Source organism: Clostridium sp. 1001283B150225_161107_B6 (assembly GCF_015556325.1).
GTDB lineage: Bacteria > Bacillota > Clostridia > Lachnospirales > Lachnospiraceae > Enterocloster.
This window is the reverse complement of sequence record NZ_JADNMD010000003.1, coordinates 88,532-104,882: the sequence shown is the minus strand read 5'-3', so window position 1 is coordinate 104,882 and position 16,351 is coordinate 88,532. Positions and strand designations below refer to the sequence as shown.

General features: G+C 52.0%; 12 protein-coding genes and 1 pseudogene. 9 read left to right on the top strand and 4 right to left on the bottom strand.

What is annotated here, in order from left to right:
• Positions 1–102: 102 nt before the first annotated feature.
• The 4 genes and pseudogenes from I2H39_RS08900 to I2H39_RS08885 form a co-directional block, all read right to left on the bottom strand.
• On the bottom strand, positions 103–774 hold the full coding sequence (locus I2H39_RS08900) for a 4Fe-4S binding protein (RefSeq protein WP_347708580.1): 672 nt from the start codon (positions 772–774) through the stop codon (positions 103–105).
• Positions 775–787: 13 nt separating this feature from the next.
• Complete coding sequence (locus I2H39_RS08895; RefSeq protein ID WP_138306717.1) at positions 788–1,036, bottom strand: 4Fe-4S binding protein; 249 nt, start codon at positions 1,034–1,036, stop codon at positions 788–790.
• A gap of 211 nt (positions 1,037–1,247) precedes the next feature.
• Positions 1,248–1,586: pseudogene (gene trxA / locus I2H39_RS08890) on the bottom strand (thioredoxin); the annotation flags it as partial.
• A 131-nt stretch (positions 1,587–1,717) separates the two neighbouring features.
• On the bottom strand, positions 1,718–2,224 hold the full coding sequence (locus I2H39_RS08885; RefSeq protein WP_195626276.1) for a rhodanese-like domain-containing protein: 507 nt from the start codon (positions 2,222–2,224) through the stop codon (positions 1,718–1,720).
• Positions 2,225–2,409: 185 nt separating this feature from the next.
• Here I2H39_RS08885 and I2H39_RS08880 point away from each other — a divergent pair, with 185 nt between their 5' ends.
• The 9 genes from I2H39_RS08880 (at position 2,410) to I2H39_RS08840 (ending at position 16,349) form a co-directional block, all read left to right on the top strand.
• Positions 2,410–3,915 carry an ABC transporter ATP-binding protein gene (locus I2H39_RS08880; protein WP_195626275.1) on the top strand — a complete coding sequence of 502 codons (1,506 nt, stop codon included), beginning with the start codon at positions 2,410–2,412 and terminating at the stop codon, positions 3,913–3,915.
• Positions 3,916–3,943: 28 nt separating this feature from the next.
• The gene (locus I2H39_RS08875; protein ID WP_330640726.1) at positions 3,944–7,981 is read left to right on the top strand and encodes a glycosyltransferase; all 4,038 of its coding nucleotides are present in this window, start codon (positions 3,944–3,946) and stop codon (positions 7,979–7,981) included.
• Positions 7,982–8,112: 131 nt separating this feature from the next.
• Positions 8,113–8,820, top strand: a complete 708-nt coding sequence (locus I2H39_RS08870) for a nucleotidyltransferase family protein (protein ID WP_178332155.1) — start codon at positions 8,113–8,115, stop codon at positions 8,818–8,820.
• A gap of 78 nt (positions 8,821–8,898) precedes the next feature.
• Positions 8,899–9,969, top strand: a complete 1,071-nt coding sequence (locus tag I2H39_RS08865; RefSeq protein WP_138306723.1) for a GHMP kinase — start codon at positions 8,899–8,901, stop codon at positions 9,967–9,969.
• A gap of 50 nt (positions 9,970–10,019) precedes the next feature.
• Positions 10,020–10,601 carry an HAD family hydrolase gene (locus I2H39_RS08860; protein ID WP_138306724.1) on the top strand — a complete coding sequence of 194 codons (582 nt, stop codon included), beginning with the start codon at positions 10,020–10,022 and terminating at the stop codon, positions 10,599–10,601.
• 2 nt (positions 10,602–10,603) lie between these two features.
• Positions 10,604–11,245, top strand: a complete 642-nt coding sequence (locus I2H39_RS08855) for an SIS domain-containing protein (RefSeq protein ID WP_138306725.1) — start codon at positions 10,604–10,606, stop codon at positions 11,243–11,245.
• A complete protein-coding gene (locus tag I2H39_RS08850; protein ID WP_138306726.1) occupies positions 11,235–12,020 on the top strand; it encodes a glycosyltransferase in 786 nt (261 codons plus the stop codon). Before I2H39_RS08855 ends, I2H39_RS08850 begins: the two co-directional genes overlap by 11 nt.
• Positions 12,021–12,046: 26 nt before the next feature.
• The gene (locus tag I2H39_RS08845; RefSeq protein WP_195626274.1) at positions 12,047–14,464 is read left to right on the top strand and encodes a hypothetical protein; all 2,418 of its coding nucleotides are present in this window, start codon (positions 12,047–12,049) and stop codon (positions 14,462–14,464) included.
• On the top strand, positions 14,457–16,349 hold the full coding sequence (locus I2H39_RS08840) for a hypothetical protein (protein WP_347708576.1): 1,893 nt from the start codon (positions 14,457–14,459) through the stop codon (positions 16,347–16,349). The genes I2H39_RS08845 and I2H39_RS08840 overlap by 8 nt, the downstream gene beginning before the upstream one ends.
• The last annotated feature ends 2 nt before the right edge of the window (positions 16,350–16,351 follow it).

The following is a 16,351-nucleotide window of genomic DNA, read 5'->3' as shown; positions in this document are numbered from 1 at the left end:
ATACAGGGTGTAATTATATATATTCTTATAGTGTAGACAATTTCCTGTATTTTGTCAAAGGCTGAAACGGTAAGGTGGACCTGCCGGCAGTGGGGGAACGGGTTACGCAAAGTGGTCATTTGACGGAATGGAGCTGCACCCGGAGGTCCCGCATTCGGCGGAGCTGCACCCGGAAAAGCCGCCTTGGGAAGCTGCAGCGGAACAGCCGCCTGCCTTTGCCCTGCATATCATCTGGGTCATGGTCCCCATGGGACAATAGACACACCAGGAGCGGGGACGGAACAGCGCCATGGTGGCCATGCCCAGGATAGTGGAGGTCAGCATGACGCTGTAAAACCCAAAGGCAAACTGGGCGGTCCACAGGGGCAGTCCTGTGCTGCGGTAGGCGTGCTGCCAGGGCAGACGGAAGGTCCAGAGCAATGTGACGGCCTGTTTTAAGCCGGATGTTCCCCTGAACACCAGGTAGGTATTAAAGAGCATCTGGCAGAACATAACCAGGAAGAATACAAGGAAACCATAGCGGAAGGCTTTGGACTTCATCCATCTGGGCATCTCCCGGTTGGAAGACAGGTGGAGTTTACGGCCAAGAATGGAAAACAGCTGTCCCCTGCCGCAGTAGCGGTTGCAGTAAAGCTTGGAGCCGGTGGCAATGGAGATGCCCAGCGGTACCAGGAAACAAATCAGGCCCAGCCATGCAAACATGATGTTGAAGAAGCCCAGGAACAGATAAAGCAGGGATGCAATCCAAAGGTAATCATACCAGTGTTTTTTGATTTTTAAGGCTGACTTATTCATGGCAGTTTCCTCCTGTATGGACTGATTCGTAATCCTGCGGACTGCGGGGCAGGATGGATATTACACTGGCCGGACATTCCTTTGCGCAGAGTCCGCATCCCACGCAGGCGTCCTGGTTTACCACGGCGAAGGAACCCTTAAACACGGAAATAGCCTGGCGGGGACATACCTTAAGGCAGCAGCCGCAGGCCACGCAGGCCCCGGCATCTACACAGGCAAGATTTTTGGATAAATGCTTCATAATAAAACACCTCATAATTGATTGATGTATTAAGGATATCATAAAGCGGAAATGGTTTCGGTGACCCGGGTCACACAGGAGCCATGGATACGTGAACGGATTTATGCCAAGCTTAATGGAAAGTTAAAAGAACAGGGATAAAACACAGGCCGGGTCCATGTAAGGAACCGGCCTGCCAAAAAGGGGATGCAAAAAAGTGTGTGATGGCTTATTATTTTAACTTGCTGATTTCATTATCAATATCTGACGGTGAAACCAGACCAACTGATTTGGATAATACCTCGCCCCGCTTGAAATAGATAAGGGTGGGAACGCTCATAACCTGGAAACGGGCCGCCAGGTCCATTTCCTCGTCAATATCCACTTTATAAAAATGTACGTCTGAAAATTTGTCTGCTGCCCGCTCTACCACCGGACCCAGCATCTTACAGGGGCCGCACCAGGTTGCAAAGAAATCCACAACCACCAGCTCATCACCGGCATTGACAGCCTGCTCAAATTCATCCTTATTTAAATGTTTCAATTCCATTGTTATTTCCTCCTGGTTTTCTCTTTTTTGTGTTTTGCTCTATTAGTTATAGGATACCACATTTTGTACTTGAGTTATGTGATAAAAGTCACCGAACATTCATTCTTTAATCTTATATATAAACCATCAGTATTAAGCTTTTCTAATATAAGTCAGTTTTCTTTCACTGTCTCATAGGGCCAGTCCACAATTCCGCCAAAATCATAGACATGCTTATATCCCAATTCCACCAGCTGGTCCGAAGCCCGCTTGCTGCGGATGCCTGTGCGGCAGTGTACTAAAAGGACTGCCTCTGTGTCGGGAAGTGCCTCCGGTTTCGTATCTCCTATGGACTCCACAGGAACCAGAATGGAGCCGGGTATGTGTCCGTCCGCGTATTCTTCCGCTGTGCGTACATCCACTACCGTAACATTTCCCTGGTCCATCATCTGCTTTGCTTCCCCGGCAGTAATTTTATGGTATGCATTCTCATCGGAATCAGGGGAAGCAGACTCAGCAGATGACTGCCTTTGTTCCGCCATGCCGGAAGCAGCCTGTTCTTCTGCGGCGGCCTGAGACGGGCTTTGTGTAGAAGCCATGGCTTCCCTGGGGGCAGCGGGGCTGCAGGCTGCCAGTATGGCGCTGCATATAAGGACAGCCGTAAAAATCGTACCTTTCATGTGTTTCCTCCTATTCTGTAATTAAATCGTATACAGTTCATACTGTAACTATAATATATACAGTTATATATGTCAAGGGGATTCTTAACTTTTTTTGAAAAATATGGTTTGAGGTATAAAAATCCTGCATTGTATGCTATACTTATGCCTAAAGTGGAGAAGTATGCATAGAGATGGAGAATGTTATGTCAGTGAAAGAACAGGACAATAAATATGCCATAGACGTTGCAGATGTGACCAAGGTATATAGATTATATGAGAAGCCCATTGACCGTCTGAAGGAATCCATGAGTATTTCCCATAAGAATTACCACCGGGATTTTTACGCGCTGAACCAGCTTTCCTTCCGGGTAAGGAAGGGGGAAACCGTGGGAATCATCGGCACCAATGGTTCCGGCAAGTCCACCATTTTAAAAATCATTACCGGGGTTCTCACCCCTACCACCGGGGAGGTAAAGGTGGACGGCAAGATATCTGCTCTTTTGGAGCTGGGAGCCGGATTCAACATGGATTATACAGGCATTGAAAATATATATATGAACGGCACCATGATGGGTTACACGAAAAAGGAGATGGACGCCAAGCTTCAGGATATCCTGGAATTTGCGGAAATCGGGGATTTTGTGTACCAGCCGGTGAAGACTTATTCCAGCGGTATGTTTGTACGGCTGGCTTTTGCGTTGGCCATCAATGTAGACCCGGAAATCCTCATTGTGGATGAGGCCCTTTCGGTGGGCGACGTGTTCTTCCAGTCAAAATGTTACCGCAGAATGGAAGAAATCCGCCAGAAGGGGACCACTATTCTTATGGTGACCCACGATATGGGAAGCATCATCAAATACTGTGACCGGGTTGTGCTGCTGAACAAGGGGGAATTTATCGCAGAAGGTCCTGCGGGCCGCGTAGTGGATATGTATAAGAAGATTCTGGCCGGACAGCTGGATGCCTTAAAGGCGGAATTGGAACGGGAGAGACAGCGGAGAGAGGGGCTGCCTGGCGGAAATGGACTGGATGATAACGGAGACGGTCCGGACCATAACGCAGAAGGAAGGGAAGAACAGAAAAACGGCCGAAACCATGGCGGGACAGAGTCAGGCTGCCCTAAGACAGCCGGACAGGAATCAGGCGTATCCGGCAGCAGAGATGTGGAGATGTCTGATTTTTCCGGCGGTATGGGATTAGAGGAAAGCCGTTTCATGAAGGACCAGCTGACTATTAATTATGACCGCACAGAATACGGGGACGGCCGGGCCGAGATTGTGGACCTGGGTCTTTTTGACGAGAGGGGAAATATTACCAATCTTTTGTTAAAAGGGGAGATGTTTACCATAAAAGAACGGATTCATTTTAATACGGAGATACAGTCCCCTATTTTCACCTACACCATAAAGGATAAAAAGGGTACGGAGCTTACCGGCACCAACACCATGTTTGAAGGGGCTGACATTAAGCCTGTGAAGCGCGGGGATGAGTATGTGGTGGAATTCACACAGAAAATGACACTCCAGGGCGGGGAATATCTGCTGAGCATGAGCTGCACCGGATTTGAGCAGGGTGAGCATGTGGTGTATCACCGCCTCTACAATGTGACCAATATTACGGTTATTTCCAATAAGAACACAGTTGGGGTGTATGACATGGAGTCCCAGGTGACGGCTGAGAAGGTGGAGGCCGAAATGGCGGAGGCCTAGATGACGGAGCTTAAATGGCGGGGCCGAAATGATGGAGGCCGAAATGACGGAGGCCGGTAAAGGGCACGCAACTGTGAACGGAGGATTACAACTTTCCATGAAGGATATCAGTTATGAAATATTAGATTTATTGAAACAATACGGAAGCAGTCCTGAGGGCATCAGGAGGGCCCTGGACAATGAGTCCAGGCCGGAGGTGCTCCATGCGCTGTCTGATATAAGGGAAAATCTTTTGGAATGGCTGGATTTTACGGGCAGCCGGGAAGTGCTTCAGATTGGCTCGGGCTATGGTGTTCTGACAGGGCTGCTGGCGTCCAGGTGCGCCCATGTGACGGTTATGGACCAGGCGGATGAAAACCTTGCCGTAAACCGGGAGCGCAACAAGGATTACAGCAACATTACCTACGGTTTTAGGGCGGATGCAGAGGAAAGCCGGCCAGGACCGTCCTATGACCTTGTGGTCATTGCAGGACTCAGGGAAGGCCAGGAAATCCGGGATGCGGCTGCTTTTGGCGCTTCCTTTCTGGGACAGGAGGGACGCCTGGTTATTGCCTGTGAAAATGCGCTGGGACTCAGGTACCTGGCAGGGGGGAACCATGAGGAAGGTTTCTGTACCAGAAGGCAGGCAGAGGAAGCCTGCCGGAGTGCAGGTCTTACCCAGGCGGATTTTTATTATCCCGTACCTGACCACAGAATGCCCATATCAGTCTACTCAGACCGGTACCTGCCGGGAAAGGGGGAAATCACCAGCTCCTCTGTCTCCTATGACAGCCCCCGGTATGCCTGCCTCAATGAGGAGGAAGTGTTTGACCGGCTGATTGAGGAAGAGGATTTCGGCCGGTTTTCCAATTCCTTCCTGATTATAGCCTCCCGGGACGGCGGACAGGAGAATACTATTTTCGCAAAATATAACCGTACCAGGAGGGAAGAGTTCCGGATTCGCACCAGCATACGGGAACTGGAAGGGGAACGCCGGGTGGAAAAGGCTGCTCTTGGCAGGGCAGGGAGCATCCATATCCTTTCCCTGAGAAAAAAATACCAGCAGTTAAGCCGGCTCAATCCCAGAGTCAGAATCCTGGAGCCGGAGATATCCGTGGACGGCAGTAAGGTGGAGTTCCGGTATCTGAAAGGCATAACCCTGGCAGAGCGTCTGGGGCAGGGCATCAGGGACGGCAAGGCGCCGGTGGAGGACATTAAGGCAGGGCTTGCGTTCCTCTATGATGTGCCGGAGGACCAGATAGTTCCGTTTGCTGTGACGCCGGAGTTTACAGATATATTTGGAACGGTTCCTGATTTAGAGGATTTTTCCTATAAAGTAAGCAATATTGACGGGCTTTTTGAGAACCTGATGATAACAGAAATGGACGGGCGTGAGCAGTTATACTGTCTGGATTACGAATGGGTTTTTGATTTTCCGGTTCCGGCCCGCTTTGTACAATACCGCAATCTGGCTTATTTCTATTATAAGTACCAGGGCCTGATGTCATATTCTTCCCTGGAAGAATTTTTACAGGAGTTCGGCATAGGAAGCGGGCTTGCGTCCGTGTACGCATCCATGGAAGCCTCCTTCCAGTCCTATGTCCATGGCGACCCTGACCAGGGATACCTGGTAAATTACCAGCAGAAGGTTACGACCCTGGATGAGCTTAAGGAGACGGACCAGGCTCTCTCACAGGCAAGGGAGCGTATCAACCAGCTTCAGGCGGAGGTTGAGGAAAAAAATCTTCAGATTCGCAAGGAACAGGAGGTTCAGCGCCTTACCAATAACCATGTGGCGAATCTGGAAGTGATGATTAAGGACCTGCGCCATGAAGTCAATGAGCTGGGCAAGCTGGCCACCTATCTCAACGGACATGAGGCCCTTGTGTTCAAGGCCCGCCGTAAGCTGGGAGCCCAGGTCAACCGGGCGTTTCCAAGGGGCACCCGTAAACGCAAGATACTCAACTACTGTTATAACACAGTGAAGCATCCGGTGCGCTACGGCAGGCTGTACGCCACCAAAGAGGGGCGCAACCAGATAGACGGTGATTTTAGGATTGGAGGGGAATATCTTAAATACGGCAGGCTGGTATTTCCGCAGGTGCCTGGCAGGGGAGAATATATAACTTCAGGGCAAGGCGCCGGAACATGGGACGGACCCATGGTTTCCATTGTGATTCCCTGTTATAATCAGGTGCACTATACCTATGCATGCCTCCAGTCCATCCTGGAGTTTACAAAGGATGTAAGCTATGAGGTCATTATCGCCGATGACGTATCAACCGATGCCACGGCAGAACTGGGGCGGTACGTGGATGGGCTTGTAATCTGCCGGAACGAAACCAACCAGGGGTTCCTGCGCAACTGCAACCAGGCTGCAAAGGCTGCCAGGGGAAAATATATCATGTTCCTCAACAATGACACCAAGGTGACAGAGGGCTGGCTGTCTTCCCTGGTGGACCTGATTGAGTCCGATTCCACCATTGGCATGGCCGGCTCCAAGCTGGTGTACCCGGACGGGCGTCTCCAGGAAGCCGGAGGCATTATCTGGAGCGACGGTTCAGGCTGGAATTATGGCCGCCTGGATGACCCGGACAAGGCAGAATACAATTATGTAAAAGATGTAGACTATATATCAGGAGCAGCCATCCTTCTCAGCACGGCGCTGTGGAAACAGATTGGCGGCTTTGACCAGCGGTTTGCCCCGGCCTACTGCGAGGATTCGGACCTGGCCTTTGAGGTGAGAAAGGCCGGATACAGGGTTGTTTACCAGCCTCTGTCCAAGGTCATCCACTTTGAGGGTGTTTCCAATGGTACGGATGTAAACGGAACCGGCCTGAAACGCTACCAGGTGGAAAACAGTGAAAAATTAAAAGAGAAATGGGCGGAGGAATTTAAAAAGCAGTGTGTCAACACCGGAAATCCCAACCCGTTCAGGGCCAGGGAGCGCAGCCAGGGGAAGCAAATCATCCTGGTGGTGGACCACTATGTGCCTACCTTTGACAGGGATGCGGGGTCCAAGACAACCTACCAGTACCTGAAGATGTTCCTGAAAAAGGGCTATGTGGTGAAGTTCCTGGGTGACAATTTCCTTCATGAGGAGCCCTATACCACCACCCTTCAGCAGATGGGAATTGAGGTGCTCTACGGAGATTCCTATGCAGCAGGCATCTGGGACTGGCTGAAGGCCAATGGCGGCGAAATATCATTTGCATACCTGAACAGACCCCATATTGCCTCCAAATATGTGGACTTTATAAAAGATTACACCAAGATGAAGGTGATTTACTATGGTCATGACCTGCATTTTCTTCGTCTGGGAAGGGAGTATGAGCTGACTGGTGATATCAGCATCAAGAGGGAGGCGGATTACTGGAAATCCGTGGAGCTGACCATGATGCACAAGGCAGCCATTTCCTATTATCCCTCCTATGTGGAGATTAACGCCATACATGCCATTGATGGAAGTATTCCTGCAAAGGCCATCACGGCCTATGTCTATGACACATTCCTGGATAACATACAGGACGACTTTGCAAAGAGGGAAGGGCTGCTGTTTGTAGGCGGTTTCGCCCATCCGCCCAATGCGGACGCAGTGCTGTGGTTTGCCAGGGAAATATTCCCGCTTATACGCAGGAAACTGCCGGACGTAAAGTTCTATGTGGTGGGCTCCAAGGTGACAGATGAAATCAAGGCCCTGGAGGAACCTGGTAATGGAATAATCATCAAGGGATTTGTGAGCGAGGAGGAGCTGTCCCGGCTCTACGGCCAGTGCAGGGTTGTGGTGGTGCCGTTAAGATACGGGGCAGGCGTGAAGGGCAAGGTAGTGGAAGCCATATACAACGGAGCGCCCATTGTGACCACATCCACAGGAGCAGAGGGTATTCCCTTTGCAGATACAGTGCTGGAGATAGAGGACCAGGCAGAGCTGTTTGCCGGGAAGACCGTGGAATTATATCAGGATAATGAACGTTTAAGCCGGCTCTGCCGTAAAACCCAGGCGTATATAAAGAAGCATTACAGTCTGGACGGCGCCTGGAAGGTGGTGGAGGGAGACTTTCGTGAAGGCAGTGAGCGGCGCGGTTAAGTGAAGCCGGACATCCGGCGGCCGTGTGGTGCGCCCCACAGCCAGCGGCCTGGCGTACCGGCATGATTCGGGAATAACCATGTCAGGCCGGGGAATGTTGTTCCCGGTAATCGTATAGGAGGAATTTTAGAATGCAGGCTATTTTGTTGGCCGGAGGTTTGGGGACCAGGCTTCGCAGTGTGGTGAGCGACAGGCCCAAGCCAATGGCGCTGATTGAGGGAAAGCCTTTTATGGAATATGTAACCCGTGAGCTGGTACGTCACGGGATTACGGATATTGTCTTTGCTGTGGGCTATAAGGGGTCTATGGTGGAGGAGCATTTTGGAGATGGGGCTGCTTTTGGGTTCCATGGGTCCTATGCTTATGAGGAGACGCTGCTGGGCACGGCTGGCGCCATAAAGAATGCCGGCAGGTTCATTACGGAGGATTGCTTTTATGTGCTGAATGCGGATACATTTTACCAGATTGATTATACGCGGCTTTTGAGACAGCAGGACAGCCAGAATCTGGATATGGCCCTGGTTCTGCGTAAGGTGCCGGATGTTTCGCGGTACGGCCAGGCAGTTCTGGACCGGGACGGTTTTCTGACCGGGTTTAACGAAAAAACAGAGGAGACCAGGGAGGGAACCATCAACGGAGGCATTTACCTGATGAAACGCCAGTTGTTGGACCAAATACCGGAGGGTAAGGTGTCCCTGGAGAATGATATGATTCCCAGATGGCTGTCAGAGGGAAAACGGCTGGGAGGCTTTGTCAATGACGGGTATTTTATTGACATAGGAATTCCGGAGGCGTATTTCCAGTTTCAGGATGATGTGAGGAATAAAGTCGTTGTCTGATAATGGATTTATTCCGGGAGATATCGTTTAAACGATTCACTTCAGAAGATAAATGCAGGACAGAGAGAGGAGACATATATGGTAATCAGAGGAAGGGCGCCTTTGAGGGTCAGCTTCGGAGGCGGAGGTACGGATGTGGCACCGTTCTGCGAGGAGCAGGGAGGGGCCATCATTGGCAGCACCATCAATAAATATGCCTACTGTTCCATTGTGCCCAGGGAGGACGACCAGATTGTGGTTCATTCCCTGGACTTTGATATGACAGTGAAATATAACACCAGTGAAAATTATGTGTATGACGGAAGACTGGATTTGGTAACCGCGGCTCTTAATGCCATGGGAATTGACCAGGGCTGCGAAGTGTACCTTCAGTGCGACGCGCCTCCCGGCTCAGGCCTTGGAACCTCGTCCACTGTCATGGTGGCCATGCTTACTGCCATGGCCCGCTGGAAGGGTGTGATGATGGATGCCTATGCCCTGGCGGACAAGGCTTACCAGGTGGAGCGCCTGGACCTGAAGATTGACGGAGGGTACCAGGACCAGTATGCGGCTACCTTTGGAGGATTCAATTTCATTGAATTCCACGGACGCAACAATGTGGTGGTAAATCCCCTGCGCATTAAAAAGGATATCATACATGAGCTTCAGTATAACCTCCTTCTCTGTTATACGGGAAAAATCCATGTCTCTGCCAATATCATTAAGGACCAGGTGCAGAACTATGAGAAAAAGGATGCCTTTGAGGCCATGTGCGAGGTAAAGGCCCTGGCCTATGCCCTGAAGGATGAACTGTTAAAGGGGAATCTCCACAGTTTTGGCAAGCTTCTGGACTATGGCTGGCAGAGCAAGAAGCGTATGAGCAGCAAGATAACAAATCCTCAGATTGATGAACTGTATGACGAGGCCCTTAAGGCCGGCGCGCTGGGAGGCAAGCTTCTGGGAGCCGGAGGAGGAGGCTACCTTCTCATGTACTGCCCCTACAATGTGCGCCATAAGGTGGCTGCCCGTATGGAGCAGGTGGGCGGACAGCTGGCGGATTGGAATTTTGAACTGCGGGGCGCCCAGAGCTGGGTGGCGGATGAGTCCAGATGGCAGTATGACCAGGTGAAGGTCCATATGCCTAATGGAGAGTACAGGTTCAACATTTAAGAAAGACAGAAGCAGCAAAGCGGAATGAACATACAGGATGGACGGATATTATGGAGCGAGTTGTATTTTTGGACCGGGACGGCACATTAAATGAGGAAGTCCACTACCTTCACCGTACTTCGGACCTTAAGCTCCTTCCGGGAGTGCCGGAGGCACTGCGGATGCTTAAGGAGGCAGGGTATTGTCTGGTGGTTGTCACCAATCAGGCAGGAGTGGCCAGGGGATACTATGGTGAGGAGGACGTAAAAAACCTTCATGTCTATATGAACCGTATCCTGGAGGCACAGGGGGCATCCATTGACGCATTTTATTATTGCCCCCATCACCCGGAGCACGGAACCGGCCCATATAAGAAGGAGTGCAGCTGCCGCAAGCCGGGAACCGGTATGTTTGAGATGGCGGGCCAGCGGTTTGCGGTGGATAAATCCCGCTCCTTTATGATAGGGGATAAGCTGCTGGATGTGGAGGCAGGACATAATTACGGCCTCACCGCCATATTGGTGGGAACCGGTTATGGAAGCGGGATACACAGCCGGGAAGAAAAGGAAGGCATACCTCCGGTTTATGATTATTATGCGGAGGACCTTGTGAAGGCAGCCCGGTGGATTATTGAGAAAGGACAGGCAGACTAAGGATGAGAGAGATGGAGTATCTGGAAGAGTTAACCAGCCGGTATCCGGTTTTGGAGGCAGTGAAGGGCCAGGTGCTGGCTGCCTATGAAATCCTGCGTGATTGTTACGCGGGCGGCGGCAAGGTACTGATAGCAGGAAATGGCGGGAGCTGTGCGGACAGCGAGCACATAGTGGGCGAACTGATGAAGGGTTTTGTCAAACGCCGCCCTGTGTCCGGCGAATTTGCGGCTGCGCTAAGGGAAGCAGATGCAAATCGCGGGGAGGAGCTGGCATCCTGCCTCCAGGGAGGACTTCCGGCAATTGCCCTCACGGGTCATGCGGGACTGTCAACCGCATTTCTTAATGATGTGAACGGGAAAATGATTTATGCACAGCAGTTATACGGCTATGGAAAAAAGGGGGATGTATTTATCGGCATTTCCACCTCGGGCAATGCTGAGAATGTGATGTATGCTGTGGCTGTGGCAAAAGCATCCGGCATCAGGACCATTGGCCTTACGGGTAAGAACGGCGGGAAGATGGCGGAAGCCTGCGACTGCGCCATTGTGGTGCCTGCTGATGAGACATTCAAAATACAGGAGCTGCACCTCCCCATTTACCATGCCCTGTGTCTGATGCTGGAGGAACATTTTTATGAAGTATAAGCACGTATTTTCCATATGCGCCTATCAGGACTCGCCTTATTTGGAGCAGTGCATCCGTTCCCTTAAGGCCCAGACCGTGCCTGCTCATATTATCATCTGCACCTCCACTCCCAGCGCCTACATTGACCGGATGGCCTGGAAATACGGTCTGCAGGTATATGTGCGGCAGGGGGAGAGCAATATAAAGGATGACTGGAATTTTGCCTATTCCATGGCAGAGGGCGAACTGGTGACCATTGCCCACCAGGACGATATGTATCACCGGGAATACAGCGCAAGGCTTCTGGCAGCCCATAAGAGATATCAGGATATGACGGTTTTCACCACGGATTATGTGATTGTCAAGCAGGGAAGGCTCATAACAGGAGATGCAATGCTGTGGATTAAGCGGATTCTGAGAATGCCTCTGCGGTTTCCGGATTTCAACGACAGGGCCTGGGTAAAGAAGCTGGCCTTTGTCCTGGGAAATCCCGTATGCTGTCCTGCCACCACCTATCACAAGGCGGTGCTGGGTGAACCCTTTGTGCGTTCGGAGTACAGGTTTGCCCTGGACTGGGACAACCTTGTGAGGCTGGCAGAGACGCCCGGGCGTTTTATCTGTGACGAGCGGCCCCTTCTCTATTACCGGGTCCATGAGGATGCCACCACAAAGGCATGTATAAGGGACAACCGCCGGTTTGAGGAGGAACGGGAAATGTTCTGCCGTTTCTGGCCGGAGCCCGTGGCGGACATCATTATGGGCTTTTATAAAAAGGCCTATGGCGAATATGACTGAAAGATACAGGGATAAGGATTGGCTGCATGGAAACTGGTAAAAGAGATAAAATACCCGCAATCATCATAGGGGCGGCAGGGCTGGCGGTCCTGGCCGTGACCGTGCACAGTGTGCTTCTGCGGGGCCCGTTGGTGCCGGTGCTCCGTAATCCCCGGACCCTTTTTATGATGGCGGAGGTGGTCCTTGTGTTTTTGTGGAACCTGCTCTGTCTGGCCGGGGGCAGAAGGGGAAAGCCAGGGCCGTGCCCCGGAATGGGTGCCAGGACGCTGGGACTGGCAGCAGGAGTTATCCTGTTTACATGGTGCCACCGTATTTTCCTGCCCATGTTGGTGTCCGGCATATATATGGGGGTACTGATACTGGCAGGGAGGCAGCTTCTCAGGCTGTTGCTGGAGAGAGGACATACACCTGTCCATATACCTTTTCCGCAGAAGACGGCTATGTGCCTTGTGCTGGGAAGCGCCCTGTGGATGGTTCTGGTGTGCCTTGTATCCCTTACAGGACACGGCGGGCTGATGCTGTGGAGGGGATTGGCGGCAGCTATGGCTATTGGGGCTGTTGTAATGGAAGTCCTGCAGGTGCGAAAAAATAAGCGCGCGTTTTCCCTGTCATGGCAGGATGCTGTGAGGAAAAACAGACCTGGGGATAAGAGGCGGAGCATTGGCAGTGCTGCCTTACTTGCCTTTATCATCACCATGGTTCTGATTCAGGCAGGCCGCATGAATATTGAACTGGACTATGATTCCCTTCACTATGGCCTGCGTTCCGCCTATGTCCTGGATAACGGAAAGGGAATTTATGAAAATCTGGGCATGATTAACCTGGTTTATACCTACAGCAAAGGCCTGGAAGTCCTGGTGCTCCCTCTGAGCGGGACACCCACCTACGGATTTGTCCTGGCCTTTTCCCTTTGGTGTACCGTGGGAATCCTGCTTTTGTCAGCCGGCATAGCGGGACGGTACTGCGGACGGGAAAAAGGAATATGGGCAGCAGCTGTTCTGGCAGCCATTCCGGGAATCATGAATATGGCTGCCACTGCAAAAAGCGACAACATAACGCTGCTGCACCAGCTCATTATATATGATTTTATCTGCTTTGGGCTTTGCAGCGGGAGACAGGGCAGGAAATCCGGCCCGTCCGCAAGTACGCCCTGGCTTCTCATGGCTGTGAGCACCTATCTGCTGACGCTGGTGTACAAGCCCACGGCGTTGGTGTTTTCCACGGCTCTGGGCGGGACGGCCCTTTTATGCCTGATTCTTACCCGCCGCTTCACCTTCGGCTGCAGAAGAGGCTGGCTGCTCCTTCTGGTTCCGGGGGCAGCAGCAGCCGGATTGTGGTACCGCACATGGCTTTTCACCGGTGTGCCGGTGACATCCATATTTGCGGGGTTTTTTGAAAAGGCCGGATGCCGGGTAAAATACCCCTATACCTTCACGCATGTGATTGGGGACCCGTCTGCCCTGACCGCAGGAGAAAAATCAGCGCGTCTGTGGGCACGGGTGCAGGGAATTCTGTTTGCCCCGGTATCAGAGGACATGGCTCATGTAATCATTGCATGGGGAACCGGAATTGTGACGGTTTTTCTGGCCATATGGCTCGGCGCTGCATGGAAGGCCGTCAAGGAACGGCATGCTGCCGGAGCGCGGGGAGGGAAGGCGCAGCCAGACGGTTTGAACCAGCCGGACGGACTGAACCAGCCAGGCGGCTCCCAGGGTTTTCTGAACTTCTTTGACTGTATTCTTATTCCGGTTCTGGCCCTTGGTTCACTGGCAAGTATTTATACGCTGTACCAGGTTGACGGAAATTATTTTATTCTGTTTTACGCTTTACTGGCCGTCAGCGCGCTGCGGATGGGAAGCGGGCAGAACTGGGGAGGCGCGGTCAGACGGTCCGTGTCCCTGGTGCTGGTTTTATTTTTTGCGGTGAATACAGCGGTGACCTGTACCACGGGCTGGGCGGGAGAGCCGGGTTTCACGCCTGTGAGCCTGCGTCACATGGGCTATTACGACCACCGGAAGGAAATGCTTGACCGGAGAGCCAGGGAGGGGAACCTTACCCTGTCCTGCATGTTTACGCCCAGGAGCCGCGTCCTGGCCTTTGGCAGGCATCCCAGGGTCCTGGATTTGCCCTGCAGCGTCCAGAGCTATTATGATGTGACAGGCAGCGGGGGGAATGTGTACCTGGTAAAGCGGCTGGCATACTTTGAGGAGTTCCTTAAATACGCCGGTACAGAGTATTTTTTTGTGGAAGCCGGATACCTGGCAGGACAGGACAGGGCTTTGCAGATAATTGAGGATATGATTGCGGAGGGAAGCCTTTCCGATATACGCTATGAGTGGGGCAATATGACGGCCAGAGTTACCCTTGACGCCGGACCTCCGGATGATTCGGAGCAGGCCCTGAAGGAATTCAGGGAGAACTACAGCATGACGGAACTTGATTGACAGCCAGAAGGAGGCGCATACATTGGAGGCAAAAGAGAGTACGAGGACCAGGATTGGGTTCTCCAGGATGGAAAAGAAATATGAGTGGAAGGACCATGTGATATTCATGGGACTGCTGCTAGCCATGGCAGTGTGGGTCAACAGGGGAATTGAAATAAAGGGCTTATACATGGATGACCTGTATTTCTGGTCCTGCTACGGGGAGCAGAGCTTCCTCCAATATGTGTTTCCGGTAGGCAGCACCCGATTCAGATTCCTGTATTATCTGGCTGCCTGGCTGGAGATGGCAGTGGTCAGAAACCATGTGGGATGGTTTGTTCCCTTTAATATTCTGCTGAACGCAGCAGTGGCCTGGAGCATATATTTCATTGGCAGAAGGCTGTCCCGGGCAAAGGGTATCGGCTTTCTCTGCGCCTCCATGTTTCTTATCAGCCGCATGGCCTATTACCAGATAGGCCAGGTGCTGGGGCTTATGGAGACCATGGCCCTGTGGATGGCCATTTTGGTTCTCTGGTATCTGTTCCGGTATCTCAATGAAAAGGACAGTCCGGTATGCTTCTATATTTCCTGCCTGCTTTATTTCGGGGTATGCTTTGTACATGAGCGCTACATGGCCCTGTTTCCCCTGCTTCTCCTGGTCCTTCTGTTTAAGAAGAGCAGGAAACTGTGGGAATGGGGAGCGGGTCTGGCCTCCTTCCTCTTGGTTCAAATCATACGGGCCTTTACCATTGGAAGTATACTTCCCGCGGGCACAGGGGGCACCCAGGTGGCGGATACCTTCAGCCTGTCGGATACCTTTAAATACGCATTGAGCCAGATTGCTTATGTGTTCGGCATCAATGCGGGACCGGAACATCTCAACGGCTGTCCATGGGGGCAGAGCCCTCTGGCGGTCAAGGGTCTGGTGCTTCTGGCAGATGCAGCCATTGCAGTCATTGTCCTGGCATTTGCTGCGAAGCTGGTGAGGGAGAAACGGAAGGAATACAGGGTCAGGATGCTGAAGAACAGCGCCCTGTTCATTCTGTTTACCGGACTCTGCATTGCATCCTCCAGCGTGACCATACGGGTGGAGATGCGGTGGGTGTATGTATCGCTGGTATCCGCGCTTTTGTTTCTGGCGTATATGTATGGGGAACTGACAGAGGGCGTGAAGCCGGAGCTGTACCTGAAACGGCTCTGGCCCTGGGGCGCTGCTTTTGCCTGCTATGTGGTATTCATGCTTCCGGCGGAGCTTTATTACCGGGCAGACTATCCCAAGCTGTATCTCTGGCCCAATCAGCTGCGGTATAATTCCCTGGCTGAGGAAACCTATGGAAGATACGGGGATGATATATTCGGCAGGACCATCTACATCATAGGGGACAGCTATGAGATGAGTGATTTCACGGCCAGGACCTTTTTCAAGGTATTTGACAGGAACCGGGCAGCGGAAGGCACCAGAGTGGAGTTCATAGAGAGCATCCGGGACATCGGACTGGTGGACGACCGGATGCTGGTGCTGCGGGAGGACCCGGAGCATGATGGGTTCCAGGATATTACAGAGATTGTAAGGGAAATGAAGCTCCAGGTGGATTACGGTTACTACGGCGATGACTGGATGGATGAACGCGCCAGCCTGACTGTCATGGCCGGTGAGACAGGCATGATTGACCTGGAGGTGGTGTATCCGGGCATCATGAGCGGCGGAGAGGCTGTGAAGATTACAAAGGATAAGGATGAACCCCGCTACCTGCCGGTACGGTCTAACGTTGTAAATACAACAATCCAGGCCGAGCCATGGCAGATGGTGCACCTTACCTTTGAGTATAATTTCTATATGCAGAATGCCCAGGAACAGAGGGGTGAGGACAGGCTGGCGGCCATTGTGCATATGACGGTCAGATAAGA

Bases quoted from the DNA above. Each gene is read 5' to 3' on its own strand.
- I2H39_RS08885 (WP_195626276.1), bottom strand. From the start codon at position 2,224: ATGAAAGGTACGATTTTTACGGCTGTCCTTATATGCAGCGCCATACTG.
- I2H39_RS08895 (WP_138306717.1), bottom strand. From the start codon at position 1,036: ATGAAGCATTTATCCAAAAATCTTGCCTGTGTAGATGCCGGGGCCTGC.
- I2H39_RS08865 (WP_138306723.1), top strand. From the start codon at position 8,899: ATGGTAATCAGAGGAAGGGCGCCTTTGAGGGTCAGCTTCGGAGGCGGA.
- I2H39_RS08845 (WP_195626274.1), top strand. From the start codon at position 12,047: ATGGAAACTGGTAAAAGAGATAAAATACCCGCAATCATCATAGGGGCG.
- I2H39_RS08880 (WP_195626275.1), top strand. From the start codon at position 2,410: ATGTCAGTGAAAGAACAGGACAATAAATATGCCATAGACGTTGCAGAT.
- I2H39_RS08850 (WP_138306726.1), top strand. From the start codon at position 11,235: ATGAAGTATAAGCACGTATTTTCCATATGCGCCTATCAGGACTCGCCT.
- I2H39_RS08875 (WP_330640726.1), top strand. From the start codon at position 3,944: ATGATGGAGGCCGAAATGACGGAGGCCGGTAAAGGGCACGCAACTGTG.
- I2H39_RS08855 (WP_138306725.1), top strand. From the start codon at position 10,604: ATGAGAGAGATGGAGTATCTGGAAGAGTTAACCAGCCGGTATCCGGTT.
- I2H39_RS08860 (WP_138306724.1), top strand. From the start codon at position 10,020: ATGGAGCGAGTTGTATTTTTGGACCGGGACGGCACATTAAATGAGGAA.
- I2H39_RS08870 (WP_178332155.1), top strand. From the start codon at position 8,113: ATGCAGGCTATTTTGTTGGCCGGAGGTTTGGGGACCAGGCTTCGCAGT.